The sequence below is a fragment of the Citrobacter freundii complex sp. 2025EL-00176 genome, from assembly GCF_053309355.1.
On sequence record NZ_JBRYHT010000001.1, the window covers coordinates 399,211 to 417,814 of the forward strand.

Genomic DNA, 18,604 nt, shown 5'->3' on the forward strand with positions numbered 1-18,604 from the left:
GTTTCCCTCTGGCTTTATAAAAAAGGCCCCGTTACCGGAGCCTTAATTAAGCACAACCTTAGCCGATTGTCATCAGGCTGGCGTTCCCTCCGGCAGCGGCAGTATTGACGCTCAGGGAACGTTCAATATACAGCCTCTCAAGCAGAATATTGCTTTCGCCGCGGGCAAATCCCTGAACCGACACAATCGCACCTTCACGGGCCGCCACCGCTTCACACAACGCGCGAAGCTGATCGGAATCGCCATGGAAAATAACGGCATCGAACGGTTGCGTGGTGATGCTATCCGCTTTGGCAAATTGGATGCGTCCGGAGACCGCGCCAGGCAGACGTTTAGCCAGCTCGCGATGGAACGCATCATCCGGCCACAGGATCAAGCTTCCCACCGAAGTCACGGCGGCAACCTGCACCAGCGCATCCTGCTCGTCATCGGCGATACACAGTACGCGCTCGCGTGGTAACAGCGTCCAGGTATTGCGCTCGCCGGTTGGCCCTGGCAACAGACGTTGCGTTCCGGCCTGCGCCAGTTCGCCAAACTGTTGGCAAAGCGTACGCAGCGACGGGCGATCGGCGGCCCATTCGGTGAGCGCTTCCAACGGTTGAACGAGTGCCGCTTTAAGCTGCGCGTCTACCGGATAGTCTGCATCCTGACGGGCAAGCGTAATACCCAGCGCATTCTCCGGACGGTTAGCCAGCAGGCGGTACAGGTACAGCGGTCCACCTGCTTTTGGTCCGGTTCCTGACAAGCCTTCGCCACCGAATGGCTGCACCCCGACGACGGCGCCAACCATATTACGGTTAACGTACAGGTTCCCCACATGTGCAGATCCCGTGACCTGAGCGATGGTTTCATCGATACGAGTGTGGACGCCCAGCGTCAGGCCGTAGCCGGAGGCATTAATTTGTTCAATCAGGCTGCCCAGATTGTTACGGGTGTAACGCACGACGTGCAGTACCGGACCGAACACCTCTTTTTGTAATTCATCGAAGCTTTCCAGCTCAATAAGCGTCGGGGCGATAAAGGTACCGGTTTGCCATTCCCGCGCATCGTCGCTATTTTCGCGCACGGCCTGGAACACCGGACGTCCTTTGGCGCGCATGGCCTGAATATGGCGCTCAATATTGGCTTTGGCTTCTTCATCGATAACCGGCCCAATATCGGTAGTCAGGCGACCCGGGTTACCCATGCGGCATTCCGCCATCGCCCCGCGCAGCATTTTCAGCGTGTGGTCGGCAATATCATCCTGCAGACACAGGACGCGCAGCGCGGAGCAGCGCTGTCCGGCACTGTCAAACGCAGAGGCCAGCACGTCCACTACAACCTGTTCCGTCAGCGCTGAGGAGTCGACGATCATCGCGTTCATACCACCGGTTTCGGCGATAAGCGGAATTGGTCGGCCCTGAGCATCAAGGCGGGTCGCAATATTGCGTTGCAACAGCGTGGCGACTTCCGTCGAGCCAGTAAACATCACGCCGCGTACGCGCTCATCGGAAGTGAGCTGCGCCCCGACGGTTTCGCCCTGGCCCGGCAACAGTTGTACCACGCCCGGCGGTACGCCCGCTTCGAGTAAAATCGCGATACCCTGGGCGGCAATCAGCGGGGTTTGTTCCGCTGGTTTTGCCAGTACGCTGTTGCCTGCGGCCAGCGCGGCAGCAATCTGTCCGCTGAAAATGGCCAGCGGGAAGTTCCACGGGCTGATACACACCACCGGGCCTAACGGACGATGGGTTTCATTATCGAAATCATCGCGCACCTGGCCTGCATAATAGTGCAGGAAATCTACCGCTTCGCGCACTTCTGCAATGGCGTTGCTGAAGGTTTTACCCGCTTCGCGCACCAGAATGCCAATCAATTGCTGCATCTGGCCTTCCATCAGAATGGCAGCGCGATGCAAAATAGCGGCGCGCTCTTGTGGCGGCGTCGCAAACCAGATTGGCGCATTATTGACGGCGTTTTGTAACGCCTGTTCCACTTCGCTGTGAGTCGCTTCCCGCACGTAGCCGACAATGTCTTTTGGCTCGGCCGGGTTAACCACCGGGGTCATTTCACCGTCAGCAACCGGCTGCTCCAGCATCGGTTTGGCGTGCCATTTTTGCAGCGCGCTATTGAGCAGGGCAGAGGACAGCGAGGCCAGACGATGTTCGTTAGCCAAATCCAGCCCGCCTGAGTTTTCCCGGCCTTTGCCGTACAGGTCGCGCGGCAGGGGAATCTTCGGATGCGGCAAACCTGCCTGGCCTTCCTGTTGCGCCAGTTTTTCCACGGCTTCTACCGGATCGGCAACCAGTTCGTCCAGCGGCAAAGTGGTGTCAGCAATACGGTTGACGAACGACGTGTTAGCGCCGTTTTCCAGCAGACGACGCACCAGGTACGCCAGCAGCGTTTCGTGCGTACCTACTGGCGCATAAATACGGCATGGACGGTTCAGTTTGCCATCCGCGACTTTGCCGGTTACCTGTTCGTATAGTGGTTCGCCCATGCCGTGCAGGCACTGGAACTCGTACTGACCAGGATAATAGTTTTGCCCCGCTAACTGATAAATCGCCGCCAGCGTGTGGGCGTTATGGGTGGCGAACTGCGGGTAGATCAGATTCGGTACCGCCAGCAATTTTTTCGCACAGGCCAGATAGGAAACGTCGGTATACACCTTACGGGTATAGACCGGATAGCCTTCCAGGCCGTCCATTTGCGCACGCTTGATTTCGCTATCCCAGTAGGCGCCCTTAACCAGACGGATCATCAGACGGCGGCGACTGCGGGTGGCGAGATCGATCAGATAGTCGATAACAAACGGGCAGCGCTTCTGGTAGGCCTGAATAACAAAGCCGATACCGTTCCAGCCCGCCAGTTCGGGTTCGAAGCACAGTTTTTCCAGCAGATCGAGGGAGATCTCCAGTCGGTCAGCCTCTTCGGCGTCGATATTAATACCGATGTCGTACTGACGGGCCAGCAGTGTCAACGATTTCAGGCGTGGATAGAGTTCATCCATTACGCGGTCATATTGCGCGCGGCTATAGCGCGGGTGCAGCGCCGACAGCTTGATCGATATGCCGGGCCCTTCATAAATGCCGCGTCCGTTAGACGCTTTACCAATGGCGTGGATCGCCTGCTGGTAAGAAACCAGATAAGCCTGGGCATCTGCGGCGGTAAGCGCGGCTTCGCCCAGCATGTCGTAAGAGTAGCGGAAGCCCTTTTCTTCCAGTTTACGTGCGTTAGCCAGCGCTTCGGCGATGGTTTCTCCAGTGACGAACTGCTCGCCCATTAAGCGCATCGCCATGTCGACGCCTTTGCGTACTAAAGGTTCGCCGCTCTTGCCGATAATACGGTTGAGCGAGCGGGAGAGGCTGGCTTCGTTATGCGTAGAAACCAGACGACCGGTAAACAACAATCCCCAGGTCGCCGCGTTAACGAACAGGGACGGGCTACGCCCGATGTGCGACTGCCAATTACCGTTGCTGATTTTGTCGCGGATCAACGCATCGCGGGTTGCCTTATCGGGAATACGCAGCAGGGCTTCGGCCAGACACATCAGCGCCACGCCTTCCTGCGAAGAAAGGGAGAACTCCTGCAATAAACCTTGTACCATCCCAGCGCGGCCGCTGGCGGTCTTCTGGTTACGCAGTTTGTCCGCCAGTTCGTACGCCAGCTTATGCGCCTGCTCGGCAATGGGTTGCGGCAGACGTGCCTGCTCCATCAGCATCGGCACGGCGTCGGTTTCAGCGCGGCGGTATGCGGCGGTGATTGCCGCGCGGGAAACGGACTGCGGCAGAATTTGTTCGGCAAACTCCAGGAAAGGCTGATGCGCTTCATTCTGCGGCGCGGTTGACTCCTCGCCCTCATTCGCAGCGCCCGCCAGCAGGGCCGGCAGTTCAGGAAGCGCATCGTCATTTTCCAGTCTTTCGAGATAATTAAAGATGGCTTGTTTGATCAGCCAATGCGGTGTGCGATCGATTCGTGATGCGGCTGTTTTAATACGCTCGCGAGTGGCGTCATCCAGCTTAACCCCCATCGTGGTGGTTCCCATGCCGTTTACTCCTGTTGTACTGAAATACGGGTCTGATAGTTACCGAGAAATATCCTCTATGTTGCAACTTTGTGCAACCGTGTTAAATGTGACGTGGTTTGCAAGCTTGAAAATGAATGAAATGTTAATAAAGTTGGGTTTCGTGACAGGGGGAATAAAAATTACGGAATCTTTTTCTCTGCGGTAGTTAACACTTTTCAAAGGTGCAACCGAAAAAAATGTGAGAGAGTGCAACCTACAGAAAAATGCTATCTACTCTGGATTAATTTTGATGTAAATGGTGTGTTAAATCGATTGTGAATGACCATCGCTTCCGGCAGGATACGGTCGCCCTGGTAAACATAGATATCTTTGCCACGTTCCGGCAGGGTAATAAAACGGCAAGCCACGGCATTGCTGATACATAATTTTGGAGAGTTTTGATGGCTATTAGCACACCGATGTTAGTGACATTCTGTGTCTATATTTTCGGCATGATATTGATAGGGTTTATTGCATGGCGTTCGACCAAAAACTTTGACGATTACATTCTTGGTGGACGCAGTTTGGGTCCATTCGTTACCGCGTTATCCGCTGGCGCATCCGATATGAGCGGCTGGTTGCTGATGGGGCTGCCAGGCGCGATTTTCCTGTCGGGAATTTCAGAAAGCTGGATCGCTATCGGCCTTATTTTGGGCGCATGGATCAACTGGAAGCTGGTGGCCGGACGTTTACGCGTACACACCGAGTACAATAACAATGCGCTGACGTTACCGGATTACTTCACCGGTCGCTTTGAAGATAAAAGCCGCATTCTGCGGATTATCTCCGCGCTGGTTATTCTGCTGTTTTTCACCATCTATTGTGCTTCAGGAATTGTGGCAGGGGCGCGTCTGTTTGAAAGCACCTTTGGCATGAGCTATGAAACAGCGCTGTGGGCGGGAGCGGCCGCGACGATCATTTACACCTTTATCGGCGGTTTCCTGGCGGTAAGCTGGACCGATACCGTTCAGGCCAGCCTGATGATCTTCGCCCTGATCCTGACGCCGGTCATGGTCATTATCGGCGTGGGTGGATTCGACGATTCTCTGGAAGTGATTAAACAAAAGAGCATTGAGAACGTAGACATGTTCAAAGGGCTGAATTTTGTTGCCATCATTTCGCTGATGGGCTGGGGCCTGGGCTACTTTGGCCAGCCGCATATTCTGGCGCGCTTTATGGCGGCAGATTCTCACCATAGCATTGTGCATGCACGTCGCATCAGTATGGCCTGGATGATTCTGTGCCTGGCGGGTGCCGTTGCCGTGGGTTTCTTCGGTATCGCTTACTTTAATAACAACCCGTCGCTGGCGGGTGCCGTTAATCAGAACGCCGAGCGTGTGTTTATTGAACTGGCGCAAATCCTGTTCAACCCGTGGATTGCCGGTATTCTGCTGTCTGCGATCCTCGCGGCGGTGATGTCGACCCTGAGCTGCCAGCTGCTGGTGTGCTCCAGCGCAATCACCGAAGATTTGTACAAAGCGTTCCTGCGTAAAAATGCCAGCCAGAAAGAGCTGGTGTGGATTGGTCGTATCATGGTGCTGGTTGTGGCGTTGGTGTCCATCGCACTGGCGGCGAACCCGGAGAACCGGGTGCTGGGTCTGGTAAGCTACGCCTGGGCAGGCTTTGGCGCGGCGTTTGGTCCGGTGGTTCTGTTCTCGGTAATGTGGTCGCGCATGACCCGTAACGGCGCGCTGGCAGGGATGATCATCGGCGCAGTGACGGTAATCGTCTGGAAGCAGTTTGCATGGCTGGGTCTGTATGAAATCATCCCAGGCTTTATTTTCGGCAGCATCGGTATTGTCGTCTTTAGCCTGTTGGGTAAAGCGCCTTCAGCCGCTATGCAGCAACGTTTTGCCGAGGCTGACGCGCATTATCACTCCGCGCCGCCGTCGCGTTTACAGGCAGAATAATTAATCTACCTTTGTCCTCAGGCCCGCTGTGTGCGCAATACCGTTCGGTTAAGCATGTATGGAGAACGTTTTACCCTGAATTAGTTTCCGTTCACCTTATGTGCATTGCTTCTCTGATATCGCTAGACCTGTGAACGTGCAAGGGAGGCTCACCGCCGCCTCCCTTGCATCCCAGGCTCCCGGCGGGAAAATCGTCGCTGCGCGATTCATTCGTCTTATGCCGTCTGCCTGTCGGGTCGGGGCCGAGCCTGCGTCCCTGCAGGCAGCCCCCTCTGTCCGCATCCCTGCGGACAGACCCGGTCAGCCGTCAACGCCTCATCGATTTTCCCGCCGGGAGCCGGGATTGTAAAGGGCGTGGCGGAGAACGCCCTTTACACGTTCACAGGAATCGGTGTTTCAGAGAAATGATGTACATGAGGTGAACGGAATCCTTTCTCTGAAATAGCATATTCATTACCTTCGCGAATACAGATTGATGCTTTCTGATACAGAGGCGTTAACTTAATGACATTGCGCATGTGGGGGCTTTTATTACCTACTTTGCAAGCTCGCTATAACCATTACCTGCCTAACCTTTTACATTCAGTCATCATTCTCAAAACATTCTGCTTGAGTTTTTCTTTTCTGTAATGATAATCACTATCACTGTAATTTACTTTTCTTTGCATCAATTGACTGAGAATAACGTTTAAGGGTTCTTCGCATGTTTGTTCCATTTCTAATTATGTTGCGCGAAGGGTTAGAGGCCGCGCTGATTGTCAGCCTGATTGCCAGCTACCTGAAACGGACTCAGCGTGGTCGTTGGATTGGTGTGATGTGGATTGGTGTTCTGCTGGCGGCGGCGTTATGCCTGGCGTTAGGGATTTTCATCAATGAAACCACTGGTGAATTTCCGCAAAAAGAGCAGGAGCTGTTTGAAGGCATCGTGGCGGTCATTGCCGTAGTGATCCTCACCTGGATGGTGTTCTGGATGCGTAAAGTTTCACGCAACGTTAAAGTCCAGCTTGAACAGGCAGTTGATAACGCGTTGCAGCGCGGCAACCATCACGGCTGGGCGCTGGTGATGATGGTCTTTTTTGCCGTCGCCCGCGAGGGGCTGGAATCGGTGTTCTTCCTGCTGGCGGCGTTTCAGCAGGATGTCGGCATCTGGCCGCCGCTGGGCGCGATGCTGGGGCTGGCCACCGCGGTGGTACTGGGTTACCTGATTTACCTCGGCGGTATTCGTCTCAATCTCGGGGCATTCTTCAAGTGGACCAGTCTGTTCATTTTGCTGGTGGCTGCCGGACTTGCCGCTGGAGCTATCCGCGCCTTCCATGAAGCCGGGTTATGGAATCATTTTCAGGATGTGGCGTTTGATATCAGCAGTGTGCTTTCGACGCACTCACTGTTTGGTACGTTGATGGAAGGAATCTTCGGCTATCAGGAGGCGCCAAGCGTGAGTGAAGTGGCTGTCTGGTTTATCTACCTGATTCCAGCATTAATTATATTTGCATTACCGCCGCGTTCAGGCACTACGGCATCGCGTACCGCACCTTAAAAAAACGCGATGCAGAATACTTTTTAGTTACAACATACTTATTTAAAGGAATAGGTTATGACGCTTCATTTTCGCCGTAGTGCGCTGCAGTTAGGTATTGCCGCGCTGTTTGCATCCGTTTTTTCTGCACAAGCCGCCGATATTCCGCAGGTGAAAGTCACAGTTAACGATAAACAGTGTGAGCCGATGACGATCACGGTTAACGCCGGGAAAACGCAGTTCATCATCCAGAACCACAGCCAGAAAGCGCTGGAGTGGGAGATCCTCAAAGGCGTTATGGTCGTTGAAGAGCGTGAAAACATTGCGCCGGGTTTTAGCCAGAAAATGACGGCCAACCTGCAGCCTGGCGAATATGATATGACCTGTGGTCTGTTGACCAACCCGAAAGGCAAACTGATCGTAAAAGGAAGCGCTACAGCGGATGCCGCGCAGAGTGATGCTCTGTTGAGTCTGGGCGGCGCGATAACCGAGTACAAAGCCTACGTGACGGCTGAAACCGCGCAACTGGTGGCGGGCACCAAAGCCTTCACCGATGCAATTAAAGCTGGTGATGTGGAAAAAGCGAAATCCCTGTATGCGCCAACGCGTCAGCACTACGAGCGTATTGAACCGATTGCCGAACTGTTCTCCGATCTCGATGGCAGCATTGATGCACGGGAAGATGATTACGAACAAAAAGCCGCCGATCCGAAATTCACCGGCTTCCACCGTCTGGAAAAAGCGCTGTTTGGTGACAATTCCACCAAGGGGATGGACAAGTATGCCGACCAGTTAAACCGCGATGTCCTTGACCTGCAAACGCGTATTAGCGAGCTTGCCTTCCCACCGTCTAAAGTGGTGGGTGGCGCGGCTGGGCTGATCGAAGAAGTCGCAGCCAGCAAAATCAGTGGGGAAGAAGATCGCTACAGCCATACCGATCTATGGGATTTCCAGGCTAACGTCGATGGTGCGCAGAAAATTGTCGATCTCCTGCGTCCTCAGTTACAAAAATCCAATGCTGAACTGCTGGCGAAGGTGGATGCGAACTTCAAAAAAGTCGATACCATCCTGAGCAAGTATCGTACCAAAGACGGTTTTGAAACCTATGACAAACTGACCGATGCCGATCGCAATGCGCTGAAAGGGCCAATCACGACGCTGGCGGAAGACTTGTCACAATTACGCGGTGTTCTGGGTCTGGATTAAGCACTATGCAGCAAGAAAATGAAAACGGCGTGAGCGAACCGTCACGCCGACGTTTGTTGAAAGGAATGGGCGCCTTGGGTGGCGCGCTGGCGTTGGCAGGTGGATGCCCGGTTGCCCATGCGCAAAAACCGCAAAGCGCGCCGGGAACGTTGTCTCCTGATGCTCGCAGTGAAGTGCAGCCGTTTTATGGTCAACATCAGGCGGGGATCCTGACGCCGCAACAGGCATCTATGATGCTGGTGGCGTTCGATGTTCTCGCCAGCGATAAGGCCGATCTTGAACGTCTGTTGCGGCTACTAACCCGTCGTTTTGCGTTTCTGACTCGCGGAGGACCCGCGCCGGATACGCCGAATCCGCGGCTACCGCCGATGGATTCCGGTATCCTTGGCGCATACATCGCTCCAGACAATCTGACGATGACATTGTCGGTCGGATCCTCGCTGTTTGATGAGCGTTATGGCCTGAAACCGCAGATGCCGAAAAAGCTGCAAAAAATGACGCGCTTCCCGAATGACTCGCTGGATGCTGCGCTGTGCCATGGCGATCTGCTGTTGCAGATTTGTGCCAACACACAGGACACCGTCATCCACGCGCTGCGCGATATCATCAAACATACGCCCGATCTGCTCAGCGTTCGCTGGAAACGTGAAGGATTTATTTCCGATCACGCCGCGCGCAGTAAAGGCAAAGAGACCCCGGTCAACTTGCTTGGCTTTAAGGACGGTACAGCGAACCCGGACGCGACTGATGCGAAGCTGATGCAAAATGTGGTGTGGGTTACGGACGGGCAGGGCGAACCTGCGTGGGCGCAAGGCGGCAGCTATCAGGCCGTGCGGCTCATTCAGTTCCGCGTGGAGTTTTGGGATCGCACGCCGCTGAAAGAACAGCAAACGATTTTTGGTCGCGATAAACACACCGGTGCGCCGCTGGGTATGCAGCATGAGCACGATGTACCTGACTATGCCAGCGATCCAGAAGGTGAGGTGATTGCGCTCGACAGCCATATCCGTCTGGCAAACCCGCGGACAAAAGAGACCGAGTCCAGCCTGATGATGCGCCGCGGTTACAGTTATTCGCTCGGCGTGACCAATTCCGGACAACTTGATATGGGACTGTTGTTCGTCTGCTATCAGCACGATCTGGAAAAAGGTTTTCTGACGGTGCAGAAACGCCTGAACGGTGAAGCGCTTGAGGAGTATGTCAAACCGATTGGCGGCGGTTACTTCTTTGCATTACCGGGTGTCAAAACCGCAGATCATTATCTCGGACAGACTCTGCTCGAAGCGTGATACCTATGCCCCGCAGCGCGGCGGGGCTTTTACTGACATCTTCATGAATGAACGAATTATTTTTTATGATCGGTCGGTGAATGAAATAATTCTGTCATCTCTCTGCAAGAGACTGTCAGTGACGACAAGTCAAAATGAAGTTAATAACAAGTGAAAATATTGTTGCATTAGCGAAAGATTATGATGTACTTATAAGTGACAGCGGTAGTTCCCGGCGGTGATAGTTGTTCACTATGGAGATCGCGAATGGAAAAGTCCTGTACTGGACACGTTTTTCACAGTAGCAGCAGTACTTTACGCGGACGTTTCTCTTCCGGTAGCCACGTCGTCACCGCTAAATCTCTCCCCCTTTCTCTTTTTATCCTTGTACCTGACGCCCTGTACGGTGCGCGTAGCCGTGGGTGGCGTCTTATCCAAAAGCAAGCAATGGCTTACAAGGAAGCCAACCCTCAGATGTTCGTGCGCATAATCGTGCCGCCAACGGCGCGCGTGATGTATACCTACAACTCAAGGTGCTATCCATGGGAAGACAAAAAGCAGTGATCAAAGCTCGTCGCGAAGCAAAACGGGTGCTGAGGCGGGACTCGCGTAGCCATAAGCAACGTGAAGATGAATCGGTCACCTCGCTTGTGCAGATGGGCGGCGTAGAAGCGATCGGAATGGCGCGTGATAGTCGCGATGCCACGCCAATCACGGCGCGAAATGAGGCTCAGGCGCACTACCTGAATGCTATCGAGAGTAAACAGCTGATCTTCGCCACCGGTGAAGCCGGGTGTGGTAAAACCTGGATCAGCGCGGCAAAAGCAGCAGAGGCTCTGATCCACAAAGACGTGGACAGGATTATTGTAACCCGTCCGGTTCTGCAAGCTGATGAAGATCTCGGCTTCTTACCTGGAGATGTTTCCGAGAAGTTCGCTCCCTATTTCCGCCCGGTGTATGACGTGCTGGTGAAACGTCTGGGAGCCTCTTTCATGCAATATTGCCTGCGACCTGAGATTGGTAAGGTGGAAATCGCGCCGTTCGCCTATATGCGTGGACGAACATTTGAAAATGCCGTGGTCATTCTTGACGAGGCGCAGAATGTCACTGCTGCACAAATGAAGATGTTTTTGACTCGCCTCGGGGAGAATGTGACGGTGATTGTGAATGGGGATGTAACCCAGTGCGATCTCCCCGCCCACGTTCGCTCTGGGCTAAGCGATGCGCTGGCCCGTTTTGAAGAAGATGAAATGATTGGGATCGTTCGTTTCAATAAAGATGATTGCGTTCGCTCGGCGCTTTGTCAGCGGACGCTCAACGCTTACAACTGATGAGTACGCCGTCTTCAAGGCCCGGGAAACCGGGCTTTGTTTTTAGCGATATTACAGAATATCTTTTAAGGCGGCGGTCGTCATGGTCGCTTCAAATGGGATCAACTCAACTTGCGCGACGCCAGCTTGCTGGAAGGGATCCAGGCTCAGATAGTGTTGTAATTTCTCAGCATCATCACATTTCGCCAATATCACCCCTCCGGAACGCGGGATTTTGCGGCCTGACGCCAGGAATAAACCTTCCGCATAGCCTTTTTGCAGCCATTCCACGTGGGCAGGAAGCAGGCTATCGACGTCATTCAACGGTTTTATATAGGTTAAAACAACAACATAAACAACACTCATTTTATTATCCCTGTTTTTTAAAGGTGTATTAACGTAGCATATAACCAAGGAGAGAAAAGATTAATATCAGAACTGACCTTCCTAAGCTTTAATATTAAAACGTCATATGCCGCATTTATGTATGTTAATTGAACACTTGTAGGGCGAGGATGATTTGGCGTGGTTGATGGCTGGCGAAAAAATGGCGGGAATCACTTTATCGGCGAGTTTTATTAATAATAATGAAACATGCGTGATGCGATAAATATTACGATAATGTTCCAGATCATAAGCGTTTTATATTTTTTAACATATTTGGCAAACTGAAACGCATACTTTCGCTATACTGTAGATCCTTGAATATTCTGCGCTCCCGAACTGGACCCGCCTTCTAATGCTTGAATTAAAAAATATTGCGTGCCTGCGGGATGAACGTCAACTTTTTTGCCGCTTATCCTGTTCTATTCAGCCCGGCGAAGTTGTCCAAATATCGGGCCCAAATGGGGCAGGAAAAACCTCTTTATTACAGCTACTAACCGGGTTATCAACGCCGAGCGAAGGGCAGATTTTGTGGCAGGGTAAACCGCTGCATCGGATGCGTGACGACTGGCATCGTCAACTGTTGTGGCTTGGCCATCAGGTTGGCGTTAAAGGTGGGCTGACGGCGGAGGAGAATTTGCGTTTTTATCACCCGGAGGCATCGCTTGAGATGCGCTGGCAGGCGCTGGAGCAGGTCGGGCTGGTCGGTTTTGAAGATGTTGCTGTGGCACAGCTTTCTGCCGGGCAGCAGCGGCGCGTGGCGCTGGCCAGGCTGTGGCTTAGCCGCACAACGTTCTGGATTTTAGATGAACCCTTTACTGCGCTGGACGTAACCGGTGTGCAAAAACTGACCTCACGACTGGAACAGCATGTCGTCCAGGGCGGCGCAGTTATTCTGACAACCCATCAACCTTTACGGCCTCTCTGCGTCCCGTTGCGCACGATTACGCTCAATGAGTATGAGGCGGCAGTGGCATGATCGCGCAGATATTCTGGCGCGACCTGCGTCTGGCCTTTCGTAACTGTGCCGAAATTATCAACCCGCTGTGGTTCTTCCTGATTATCGTCACGCTGTTTCCTCTAAGTATTGGCCCTGAGCCGCAGTTGCTGCGGCAAATTGCCCCCGGCATCGTCTGGGTGGCGGCGCTACTCTCCTCACTGCTGGCAATGGATCGACTGTTTCGTGATGACTGGCTGGACGGTTCGTTGCAGCAGATGATGCTAATGCCAGTCCCGCTTTCGCTGGTGGTGTTGGCGAAAGTCGCCGCGCACTGGGTGGTTTCCGGGCTACCGTTGTTAATCATCTCGCCGCTCATCGCCACGCTGTTTGGCCTCTCAATTACCGAGTGGAAGGTGTTGGCTCTGACGCTGCTGCTGGGTACGCCTACGCTCAGCTTTATTGGTGCCATCGGCGTGGGGCTGACCGTCGGGTTACGGCGCGGCGGCGTATTGCTCAGCCTGCTGGTGCTGCCGCTGATGATCCCTTTATTAATTTTTGCGACCGCGGCGGTGGGCGCGGCGCAAATGCTGCTGCCGGTTGACGGATATCTGGCGATTCTCGGGGCCTTCCTCGCCGGAAGCGCTACCTTAAGTCCGTTCGCCACCGCGGCAGCGTTACGAATCAGCGTGCAATAACTCCCGTCATCTGCGGGAATATGAGGCAAAGAAAAATGTGGAAAGCGTTACACCAACTCGCCATTCCAGAGCGGTTGTATAAGGTCTGCGGGCGGTTTATTCCGGCAATGGCTATCCTGAGCACGCTGTTTTTGGTGGTGGGCTGCGTCTGGGGCTTTGTCTACGCCCCAGCGGATTATCAGCAGGGCGAAAGTTATCGCATCATGTATCTGCATGTGCCCGCGGCTATCTGGTCGATGGGGATTTATGGCTCGATGGCGGTGACCGCCTTTGTGGGTCTGATTTGGCAAATGAAAATGGCAGACAACGCGGTGATGGCGATGGCGCTTCCTGGCGCTGTCTATACCTTCATCGCGCTGGTCACCGGTTCGGCCTGGGGCAAACCAATGTGGGGCACCTGGTGGGTGTGGGATGCACGTCTGACCTCCGAGCTGGTGCTGCTGTTCTTATATGTCGGCGTGATTGGCTTGTATCACGCCTTTGACGACCGCCGTCTGGCCGGGCGCGCCGCCGGGATCCTTGTTCTGGTCGGGGTGGTTAATTTGCCGATTATTCATTTTTCCGTTGAATGGTGGAACACCCTGCATCAGGGGTCGACCAATATGCAGAAAACCATCGACCCCTCTATGCGTATGCCGTTGCGTTTGACGATTTTCGGCTTCTTGTTCCTATTTATTACTCTGACATTAATGCGTATGCGTAATTTGATTCTGCTGCAGGAACGTCGCCGCCCATGGGTGGCACAGCTGGTTTCCGGGCGCAAGAGCGAGGTTAATTCATGACGAGCGCTTTCCACTCCTGGAGTGATTTCTGGCAGATGGGCGGCTACGCCTTTTATGTCTGGCTGGCGGTTGCCGTGACGGTGCTCTCGCTGCTGGTTGTGGTCTGGCATGCCTGCTGGCAGCGCAGGGCGCTGCTGGCTGACGTTCAGCGTCAGATGGCGCGCGAGCGTCGGATGCTGGCGGCGCGTAAAAAAGGAGAGGCGTTGTGAATCCGCGGCGTAAGGTACGACTCTGGCTTGCCTGTAGCGTGTTGGCAGGGCTGGCGCTGACGGTCGGACTGGTGATGTATGCGCTCAGCGCCAATATCGATTTGTTCTATACGCCGGGGGAAATCATTTACGGCAAGCGGGAAAATGGCCAGAAGCCGGAGCCGGGACAGCGCCTGCGTATTGGCGGCATGGTGATGCCCGGCAGCGTGAAGCGTGACGATAAAACGCTGGACGTGACCTTTAAGCTCTACGATGCGCGCGGCGTGGTAGAGGTGAGCTATACGGGGATTCTGCCAGCGCTATTCAGAGAAGGACAGGGGGTAGTGGCACAGGGAACGCTGCAAGACGGTACCCATATCCGCGCCAAAGAGGTGTTGGCGAAACACGATGAAAACTATACCCCTCCGGAAATTAAAGAGGCGATGGACGAAAATCATCACCCTGCCGGGAATCAACAAGGAGCCGCGCAATGATCCCTGAAATTGGGCATTTTCTGCTGTGTTTGGCGTTGGGCATATCCTGCCTGCTGGGGCTGTATCCGACCTGGGGGGCGATGCGTCAGGATTCGCGGATGATGGCGCTGGCTAAGCCGCTGTCGTTCGCCATGTTTGCGGCGATCCTCGGGTCATTCCTGATACTGGTTTATGCTTTTGTGGTGAATGATTTCACCGTTCAGTATGTCGCCAGCAACTCGAATACGTTGCTGCCGGTGTGGTATCGCGTGGCGGCCACCTGGGGAGCGCACGAAGGCTCGCTGCTGCTGTGGGTGCTACTGATGAGCGGCTGGACCTTTGCAGTGGCGGCGCTGAGCCGCAACATTCCCTTAGAAGCATCATCCCGCGTGCTGGCGGTGATGGGGATGATCTCCTTCTGCTTCCTGGTGTTCATCCTGCTGACCTCAAACCCGTTTGTACGCACATTGCCGGACTTTCCGATCGAAGGCCGCGATCTGAACCCGATGCTGCAGGATATTGGACTGATTTTTCATCCGCCAATGCTGTACATGGGGTACGTGGGCTTTTCCGTCGCCTTTGCTTTTGCCATCGCCTCGCTGATGACCGGGCGTCTGGACAGCGCCTGGGCGCGCTGGTCGCGTCCGTGGACGCTGGCGGCGTGGAGCTTCCTGACGGTGGGCATCGTGTTGGGTTCTGCCTGGGCATACTACGAGCTGGGCTGGGGCGGTTGGTGGTTCTGGGATCCGGTAGAAAACGCCTCGCTGATGCCGTGGCTGGCCGGAACGGCGCTGATTCACTCACTGTCGGTAACGGAGAAGCGGGGTAGCTTCAAATCCTGGACCGTGCTGCTGGCAATCCTCGCCTTCTCGCTCTGCCTGCTCGGCACTTTCCTGGTGCGTTCCGGGGTACTCATCTCTGTACACTCATTCGCCTCTGATCCGACGCGCGGCCTGTTTATTTTGGCGCTGCTGGTGATCACCATCGGCGGTTCGTTGCTGCTGTTTGCCATTAAAGGCGGGAAGGTGCGCTCTCGGGTACGTCATGAGCTGTGGTCGCGTGAGTCGCTGCTGCTGGGTAATAACGTTCTGCTGATTGCTGCGATGCTGGTGGTGCTGTTGGGCACATTACTGCCGCTGATTCATAAATTGCTGGGGCTGGGTAGTATCTCCATCGGTGAACCATTCTTTAATTCGCTGTTTATCGTGCTGATGATTCCCTTCTCGCTACTGCTGGGCATTGGGCCACTGGTGCGCTGGCGGCGCGATGAGTTCCATAAGCTGCGTAAGCGGCTGCTGATTGCGGCGCTGGTATCTATTGTGCTGGCCGTGGTGCTGCCGTGGCTGATGCAGGACCGTATTAAGGCGATGACCGTGCTTGGTCTGCTGATGTCGCTATGGGCGTTGGTTCTGACGGTGATGGAGGTAGTGGAACGCGCGACCGATCGCCACACCTTCTGGCGCGGGCTAACTCGCCTGGGACGCAGCCACTGGGGCATGGTGGCTGGACATGTCGGGCTGGTGGTGACGGTGATTGGCATCGCCTTTAGCCAGAACTATAGCATTGAGCGCGATGTGCGCATGAAGCCGGGTGATAGCGCCGATATCCATCAATATCACTTTGTCTTCCGCGACGTGCAGGACATTACCGGGCCGAACTACTTTGGCGGCGAAGCGGTGATTGACGTCTCGCAGGACGGGCGGCACGTCAGCACGCTGCAGGCAGAAAAACGCGTCTACAGCAGCAGCCGGATGGAGATGACCGAGGCCGCCATCGATGGCGGGCTGGTGCGCGATCTGTATGCCGCGCTGGGTGAAGAACTGGATGACGGCAGTTGGGCGGTGCGCCTGTACTACAAACCGTTTGTTCGCTGGATCTGGTTTGGCGGAATGTTAATGGCGCTTGGCGGCGTATTGTGCATTCTGGACCCGCGCTATCGCTTACGTAAATCGCTGCCGGAGAACGCACAATGAACCGTAAAGCCCTCTACCTGCCGCTGGTTATCTTCTTGATTCTGGTCGCGGCGCTAATGTGGCAACTGCTGCGCAATAGTAATGGCGATGATCCGACGGCGCTAGAGTCGGCGTTGGTAGGCAAACCGTTGCCAGAATTCCGCTTGGCGTCGCTGGAGAAACCCGACGTGATGCTGGATCGAGCCGGCATTATCAACGGCAAACCTGTCCTGCTTAACGTCTGGGCGACCTGGTGTCCAACCTGCCGCGCGGAGCACCAATACCTGCGTTCCCTCGCGGCGCAGGGCATTCGCATCGTGGGCATCAACTACAAAGACGATCGCCAGAAAGCTGTGGACTGGCTGCAAGAGCTGGGTAATCCGTACGCGCTGGGCGTGTTTGATGGTGACGGTATGCTGGGGTTGGATCTCGGTGTCTACGGTGCGCCGGAAACCTTCCTTATCGACGGCAAAGGCATTATTCGCTACCGCCATGCGGGCGATCTGAACGAACAGGTATGGCAGCAGGAAATCCTGCCATTGTGGAATAAATACAGTCGGGAGGGCAGCGCGTGAGATTTTTGCTAATGACGTTGCTGACGGCGCTGCTATCGTTTCAGGCGCTGGCGGCGATTGACACTTATCCGTTTAAAAATGAGGCTCAGGAGCAGCAGTTCCGCCAACTGACCGCGCAGCTGCGCTGCCCGAAATGCCAAAACAACAGCATTGCCGACTCCAATTCGATGATTGCCGCCGATATGCGTAAAAAAGTCTGGCAACTGATGGCGCAGGGGCAAAGTAACCAGCAAATTACCGATTATATGGTGGCGCGCTACGGGAACTTCGTTACCTATGAACCGCCGGTAACGCTGGCTACGCTGATCCTCTGGCTGCTGCCCGCCTGTTTCGTACTGGGCGGCGCGCTGGTCATTTTCCGTTTAAGCCGTCGCCCGCGGGCCGCGCAGGAAACGGAACTCAGTCCGCATGAGCAGGCGCGTTTGCAAGCGCTTCTCGATGAAAACAAAAGGACCCTGAAATGATCGTCGCTTTTCTCATCATGGTGATTTTACTGCTGGGGACGGCGGCACTGCTGTTCATTCCCTGGTCAGGCAGACAGCGCGTTGATCGTAATACGATGAATCATATGATTTTTCGTGCGCGTCTTCAGGAACTTGATGAAGACATTTCTCCGGTAAATGCGGCTCAGCAACAGCAGTTGGTTGACGATTTACGCTTGAATTTATTGGAAGATTTGCCTGAATCGCCGAAAACGGATAACAAAAATAGTAGCTATTGGGTGTATATTCTCGGGGTTATTATACTAACCTCTTTATGCGTAGGGGTATTCGTCCGAACGAGTTATGTTCCCCGCGTGATGGAGTGGCAGCAGGTCGTGCAGCAAACGCCGCAACTGATGCAGCGCGTGATGGATCCTCAGGGGAAACCGCTGTCGGAAGAAGAGCTGTTTCGCCTGGCGCTGGGGCTACGTACCCGTTTGCAGCAATATCCGGCAGACCAGCTAAGCTGGACGATGCTCGGCAGGCTGCAACTGGTGCTGAACAACCCCGCGGCTGCGTTACAGGCGTTTGATAAAGCGCGACAGTTGGCGCCGGGAAATGCGGACGCGCAGCTGGGATATACCGAAGCATTGCTGCACTCTACGGATCCGAATGATAGCCGTGAAGCCCAGCAGTTGCTTGATACGTTGCTCAAAAATAACCATAACGATGTACGGGTGCTCAGTCTTGCGGCGTTTAATGCCTTTGAGCATCAACAATATGATAAAGCGATAGCGGCATGGCAACTGATGCTGAAGCTGTTACCGCCGGACGATAGCCAACGAGAGATCATTACTCGTAGTATCGACCGCGCGAAAAAAGAACAAATCGCTACACTGAAATAATCAAAATATATCAACATTTGCGCAAAGGTTTGTTTG

At 54.4% G+C, this 18,604-nt stretch carries 17 protein-coding genes; 15 read left to right on the forward strand and 2 right to left on the reverse strand.

Going from position 1 to position 18,604, the window contains the following annotated elements:
- Positions 1 to 58: 58 nt before the first annotated feature.
- Complete coding sequence (putA, locus tag ACVXHP_RS01965; RefSeq protein WP_447570760.1) at positions 59 to 4,021, reverse strand: trifunctional transcriptional regulator/proline dehydrogenase/L-glutamate gamma-semialdehyde dehydrogenase; 3,963 nt, start codon at positions 4,019 to 4,021, stop codon at positions 59 to 61.
- 422 nt (positions 4,022 to 4,443) lie between these two features.
- On the opposite strand from putA, the gene putP reads away from it, so the two are divergent.
- The 6 genes from putP (at position 4,444) to phoH (ending at position 11,273) form a co-directional block, all read left to right on the forward strand.
- Positions 4,444 to 5,952, forward strand: a complete 1,509-nt coding sequence (gene putP, locus ACVXHP_RS01970) for a sodium/proline symporter PutP (RefSeq protein WP_447570761.1) — start codon at positions 4,444 to 4,446, stop codon at positions 5,950 to 5,952.
- Between the two features lie 703 nt (positions 5,953 to 6,655).
- Positions 6,656 to 7,489, forward strand: coding sequence for an iron uptake transporter permease EfeU (gene efeU / locus ACVXHP_RS01975; RefSeq protein ID WP_137361059.1), 834 nt, complete (start codon positions 6,656 to 6,658; stop codon positions 7,487 to 7,489).
- A 57-nt stretch (positions 7,490 to 7,546) separates the two neighbouring features.
- Complete coding sequence (gene efeO / locus ACVXHP_RS01980) at positions 7,547 to 8,674, forward strand: iron uptake system protein EfeO (protein ID WP_200006879.1); 1,128 nt, start codon at positions 7,547 to 7,549, stop codon at positions 8,672 to 8,674.
- Positions 8,675 to 8,679: 5 nt separating this feature from the next.
- The gene (gene efeB, locus ACVXHP_RS01985; RefSeq protein ID WP_316129638.1) at positions 8,680 to 9,963 is read left to right on the forward strand and encodes an iron uptake transporter deferrochelatase/peroxidase subunit; all 1,284 of its coding nucleotides are present in this window, start codon (positions 8,680 to 8,682) and stop codon (positions 9,961 to 9,963) included.
- 246 nt (positions 9,964 to 10,209) lie between these two features.
- Positions 10,210 to 10,506 (forward strand): hypothetical protein, encoded by a 297-nt coding sequence (locus tag ACVXHP_RS01990; protein WP_447570762.1) that lies wholly within the window; start codon positions 10,210 to 10,212, stop codon positions 10,504 to 10,506.
- A complete protein-coding gene (gene phoH / locus ACVXHP_RS01995) occupies positions 10,485 to 11,273 on the forward strand; it encodes a phosphate starvation-inducible protein PhoH (RefSeq protein ID WP_447570763.1) in 789 nt (262 codons plus the stop codon). Before ACVXHP_RS01990 ends, phoH begins: the two co-directional genes overlap by 22 nt.
- 51 nt (positions 11,274 to 11,324) lie before the next feature.
- On the opposite strand, the gene ACVXHP_RS02000 is transcribed toward phoH, so the two are convergent.
- Entirely contained in the window at positions 11,325 to 11,618 is a 294-nt protein-coding gene (locus tag ACVXHP_RS02000; protein WP_200006876.1) for a YciI family protein, read from the reverse strand.
- A gap of 373 nt (positions 11,619 to 11,991) precedes the next feature.
- Between ACVXHP_RS02000 and ccmA the strand changes: the two genes are divergently transcribed.
- The 9 genes from ccmA to ccmI are packed head-to-tail and all read left to right on the forward strand — an operon-like array spanning position 11,992 to position 18,568.
- Positions 11,992 to 12,615 (forward strand): cytochrome c biogenesis heme-transporting ATPase CcmA, encoded by a 624-nt coding sequence (gene ccmA / locus ACVXHP_RS02005; RefSeq protein WP_447570764.1) that lies wholly within the window; start codon positions 11,992 to 11,994, stop codon positions 12,613 to 12,615.
- Positions 12,612 to 13,271, forward strand: a complete 660-nt coding sequence (gene ccmB / locus ACVXHP_RS02010) for a heme exporter protein CcmB (protein WP_165407376.1) — start codon at positions 12,612 to 12,614, stop codon at positions 13,269 to 13,271. Before ccmA ends, ccmB begins: the two co-directional genes overlap by 4 nt.
- 35 nt (positions 13,272 to 13,306) lie before the next feature.
- Positions 13,307 to 14,053, forward strand: coding sequence for a heme ABC transporter permease (locus ACVXHP_RS02015; protein WP_200006873.1), 747 nt, complete (start codon positions 13,307 to 13,309; stop codon positions 14,051 to 14,053).
- Positions 14,050 to 14,262 (forward strand): heme exporter protein CcmD, encoded by a 213-nt coding sequence (gene ccmD, locus ACVXHP_RS02020; protein ID WP_200006872.1) that lies wholly within the window; start codon positions 14,050 to 14,052, stop codon positions 14,260 to 14,262. Before ACVXHP_RS02015 ends, ccmD begins: the two co-directional genes overlap by 4 nt.
- On the forward strand, positions 14,259 to 14,735 hold the full coding sequence (gene ccmE, locus ACVXHP_RS02025) for a cytochrome c maturation protein CcmE (RefSeq protein WP_200006871.1): 477 nt from the start codon (positions 14,259 to 14,261) through the stop codon (positions 14,733 to 14,735). Before ccmD ends, ccmE begins: the two co-directional genes overlap by 4 nt.
- A complete protein-coding gene (locus tag ACVXHP_RS02030; RefSeq protein ID WP_447570765.1) occupies positions 14,732 to 16,687 on the forward strand; it encodes a heme lyase CcmF/NrfE family subunit in 1,956 nt (651 codons plus the stop codon). Before ccmE ends, ACVXHP_RS02030 begins: the two co-directional genes overlap by 4 nt.
- Complete coding sequence (locus tag ACVXHP_RS02035) at positions 16,684 to 17,241, forward strand: DsbE family thiol:disulfide interchange protein (RefSeq protein ID WP_200006869.1); 558 nt, start codon at positions 16,684 to 16,686, stop codon at positions 17,239 to 17,241. The genes ACVXHP_RS02030 and ACVXHP_RS02035 overlap by 4 nt, the downstream gene beginning before the upstream one ends.
- On the forward strand, positions 17,238 to 17,705 hold the full coding sequence (locus ACVXHP_RS02040; RefSeq protein WP_407056923.1) for a cytochrome c-type biogenesis protein: 468 nt from the start codon (positions 17,238 to 17,240) through the stop codon (positions 17,703 to 17,705). The genes ACVXHP_RS02035 and ACVXHP_RS02040 overlap by 4 nt, the downstream gene beginning before the upstream one ends.
- Positions 17,702 to 18,568 (forward strand): c-type cytochrome biogenesis protein CcmI, encoded by an 867-nt coding sequence (gene ccmI, locus ACVXHP_RS02045; RefSeq protein ID WP_447570766.1) that lies wholly within the window; start codon positions 17,702 to 17,704, stop codon positions 18,566 to 18,568. The genes ACVXHP_RS02040 and ccmI overlap by 4 nt, the downstream gene beginning before the upstream one ends.
- The last annotated feature ends 36 nt before the right edge of the window (positions 18,569 to 18,604 follow it).

Excerpts from the sequence above, each read along its gene's own strand:
- efeU (WP_137361059.1), top strand. The coding sequence starts at position 6,656 with ATGTTTGTTCCATTTCTAATTATGTTGCGCGAAGGGTTAGAGGCCGCG.
- putA (WP_447570760.1), bottom strand. The coding sequence starts at position 4,021 with ATGGGAACCACCACGATGGGGGTTAAGCTGGATGACGCCACTCGCGAG.
- ccmI (WP_447570766.1), top strand. The coding sequence starts at position 17,702 with ATGATCGTCGCTTTTCTCATCATGGTGATTTTACTGCTGGGGACGGCG.
- ccmA (WP_447570764.1), top strand. The coding sequence starts at position 11,992 with ATGCTTGAATTAAAAAATATTGCGTGCCTGCGGGATGAACGTCAACTT.
- ACVXHP_RS02030 (WP_447570765.1), top strand. The coding sequence starts at position 14,732 with ATGATCCCTGAAATTGGGCATTTTCTGCTGTGTTTGGCGTTGGGCATA.
- ccmD (WP_200006872.1), top strand. The coding sequence starts at position 14,050 with ATGACGAGCGCTTTCCACTCCTGGAGTGATTTCTGGCAGATGGGCGGC.
- efeO (WP_200006879.1), top strand. The coding sequence starts at position 7,547 with ATGACGCTTCATTTTCGCCGTAGTGCGCTGCAGTTAGGTATTGCCGCG.
- ccmB (WP_165407376.1), top strand. The coding sequence starts at position 12,612 with ATGATCGCGCAGATATTCTGGCGCGACCTGCGTCTGGCCTTTCGTAAC.
- ACVXHP_RS02035 (WP_200006869.1), top strand. The coding sequence starts at position 16,684 with ATGAACCGTAAAGCCCTCTACCTGCCGCTGGTTATCTTCTTGATTCTG.
- ACVXHP_RS02015 (WP_200006873.1), top strand. The coding sequence starts at position 13,307 with ATGTGGAAAGCGTTACACCAACTCGCCATTCCAGAGCGGTTGTATAAG.
- putP (WP_447570761.1), top strand. The coding sequence starts at position 4,444 with ATGGCTATTAGCACACCGATGTTAGTGACATTCTGTGTCTATATTTTC.
- phoH (WP_447570763.1), top strand. The coding sequence starts at position 10,485 with ATGGGAAGACAAAAAGCAGTGATCAAAGCTCGTCGCGAAGCAAAACGG.
- ACVXHP_RS01990 (WP_447570762.1), top strand. The coding sequence starts at position 10,210 with ATGGAAAAGTCCTGTACTGGACACGTTTTTCACAGTAGCAGCAGTACT.
- ACVXHP_RS02000 (WP_200006876.1), bottom strand. The coding sequence starts at position 11,618 with ATGAGTGTTGTTTATGTTGTTGTTTTAACCTATATAAAACCGTTGAAT.
- efeB (WP_316129638.1), top strand. The coding sequence starts at position 8,680 with ATGCAGCAAGAAAATGAAAACGGCGTGAGCGAACCGTCACGCCGACGT.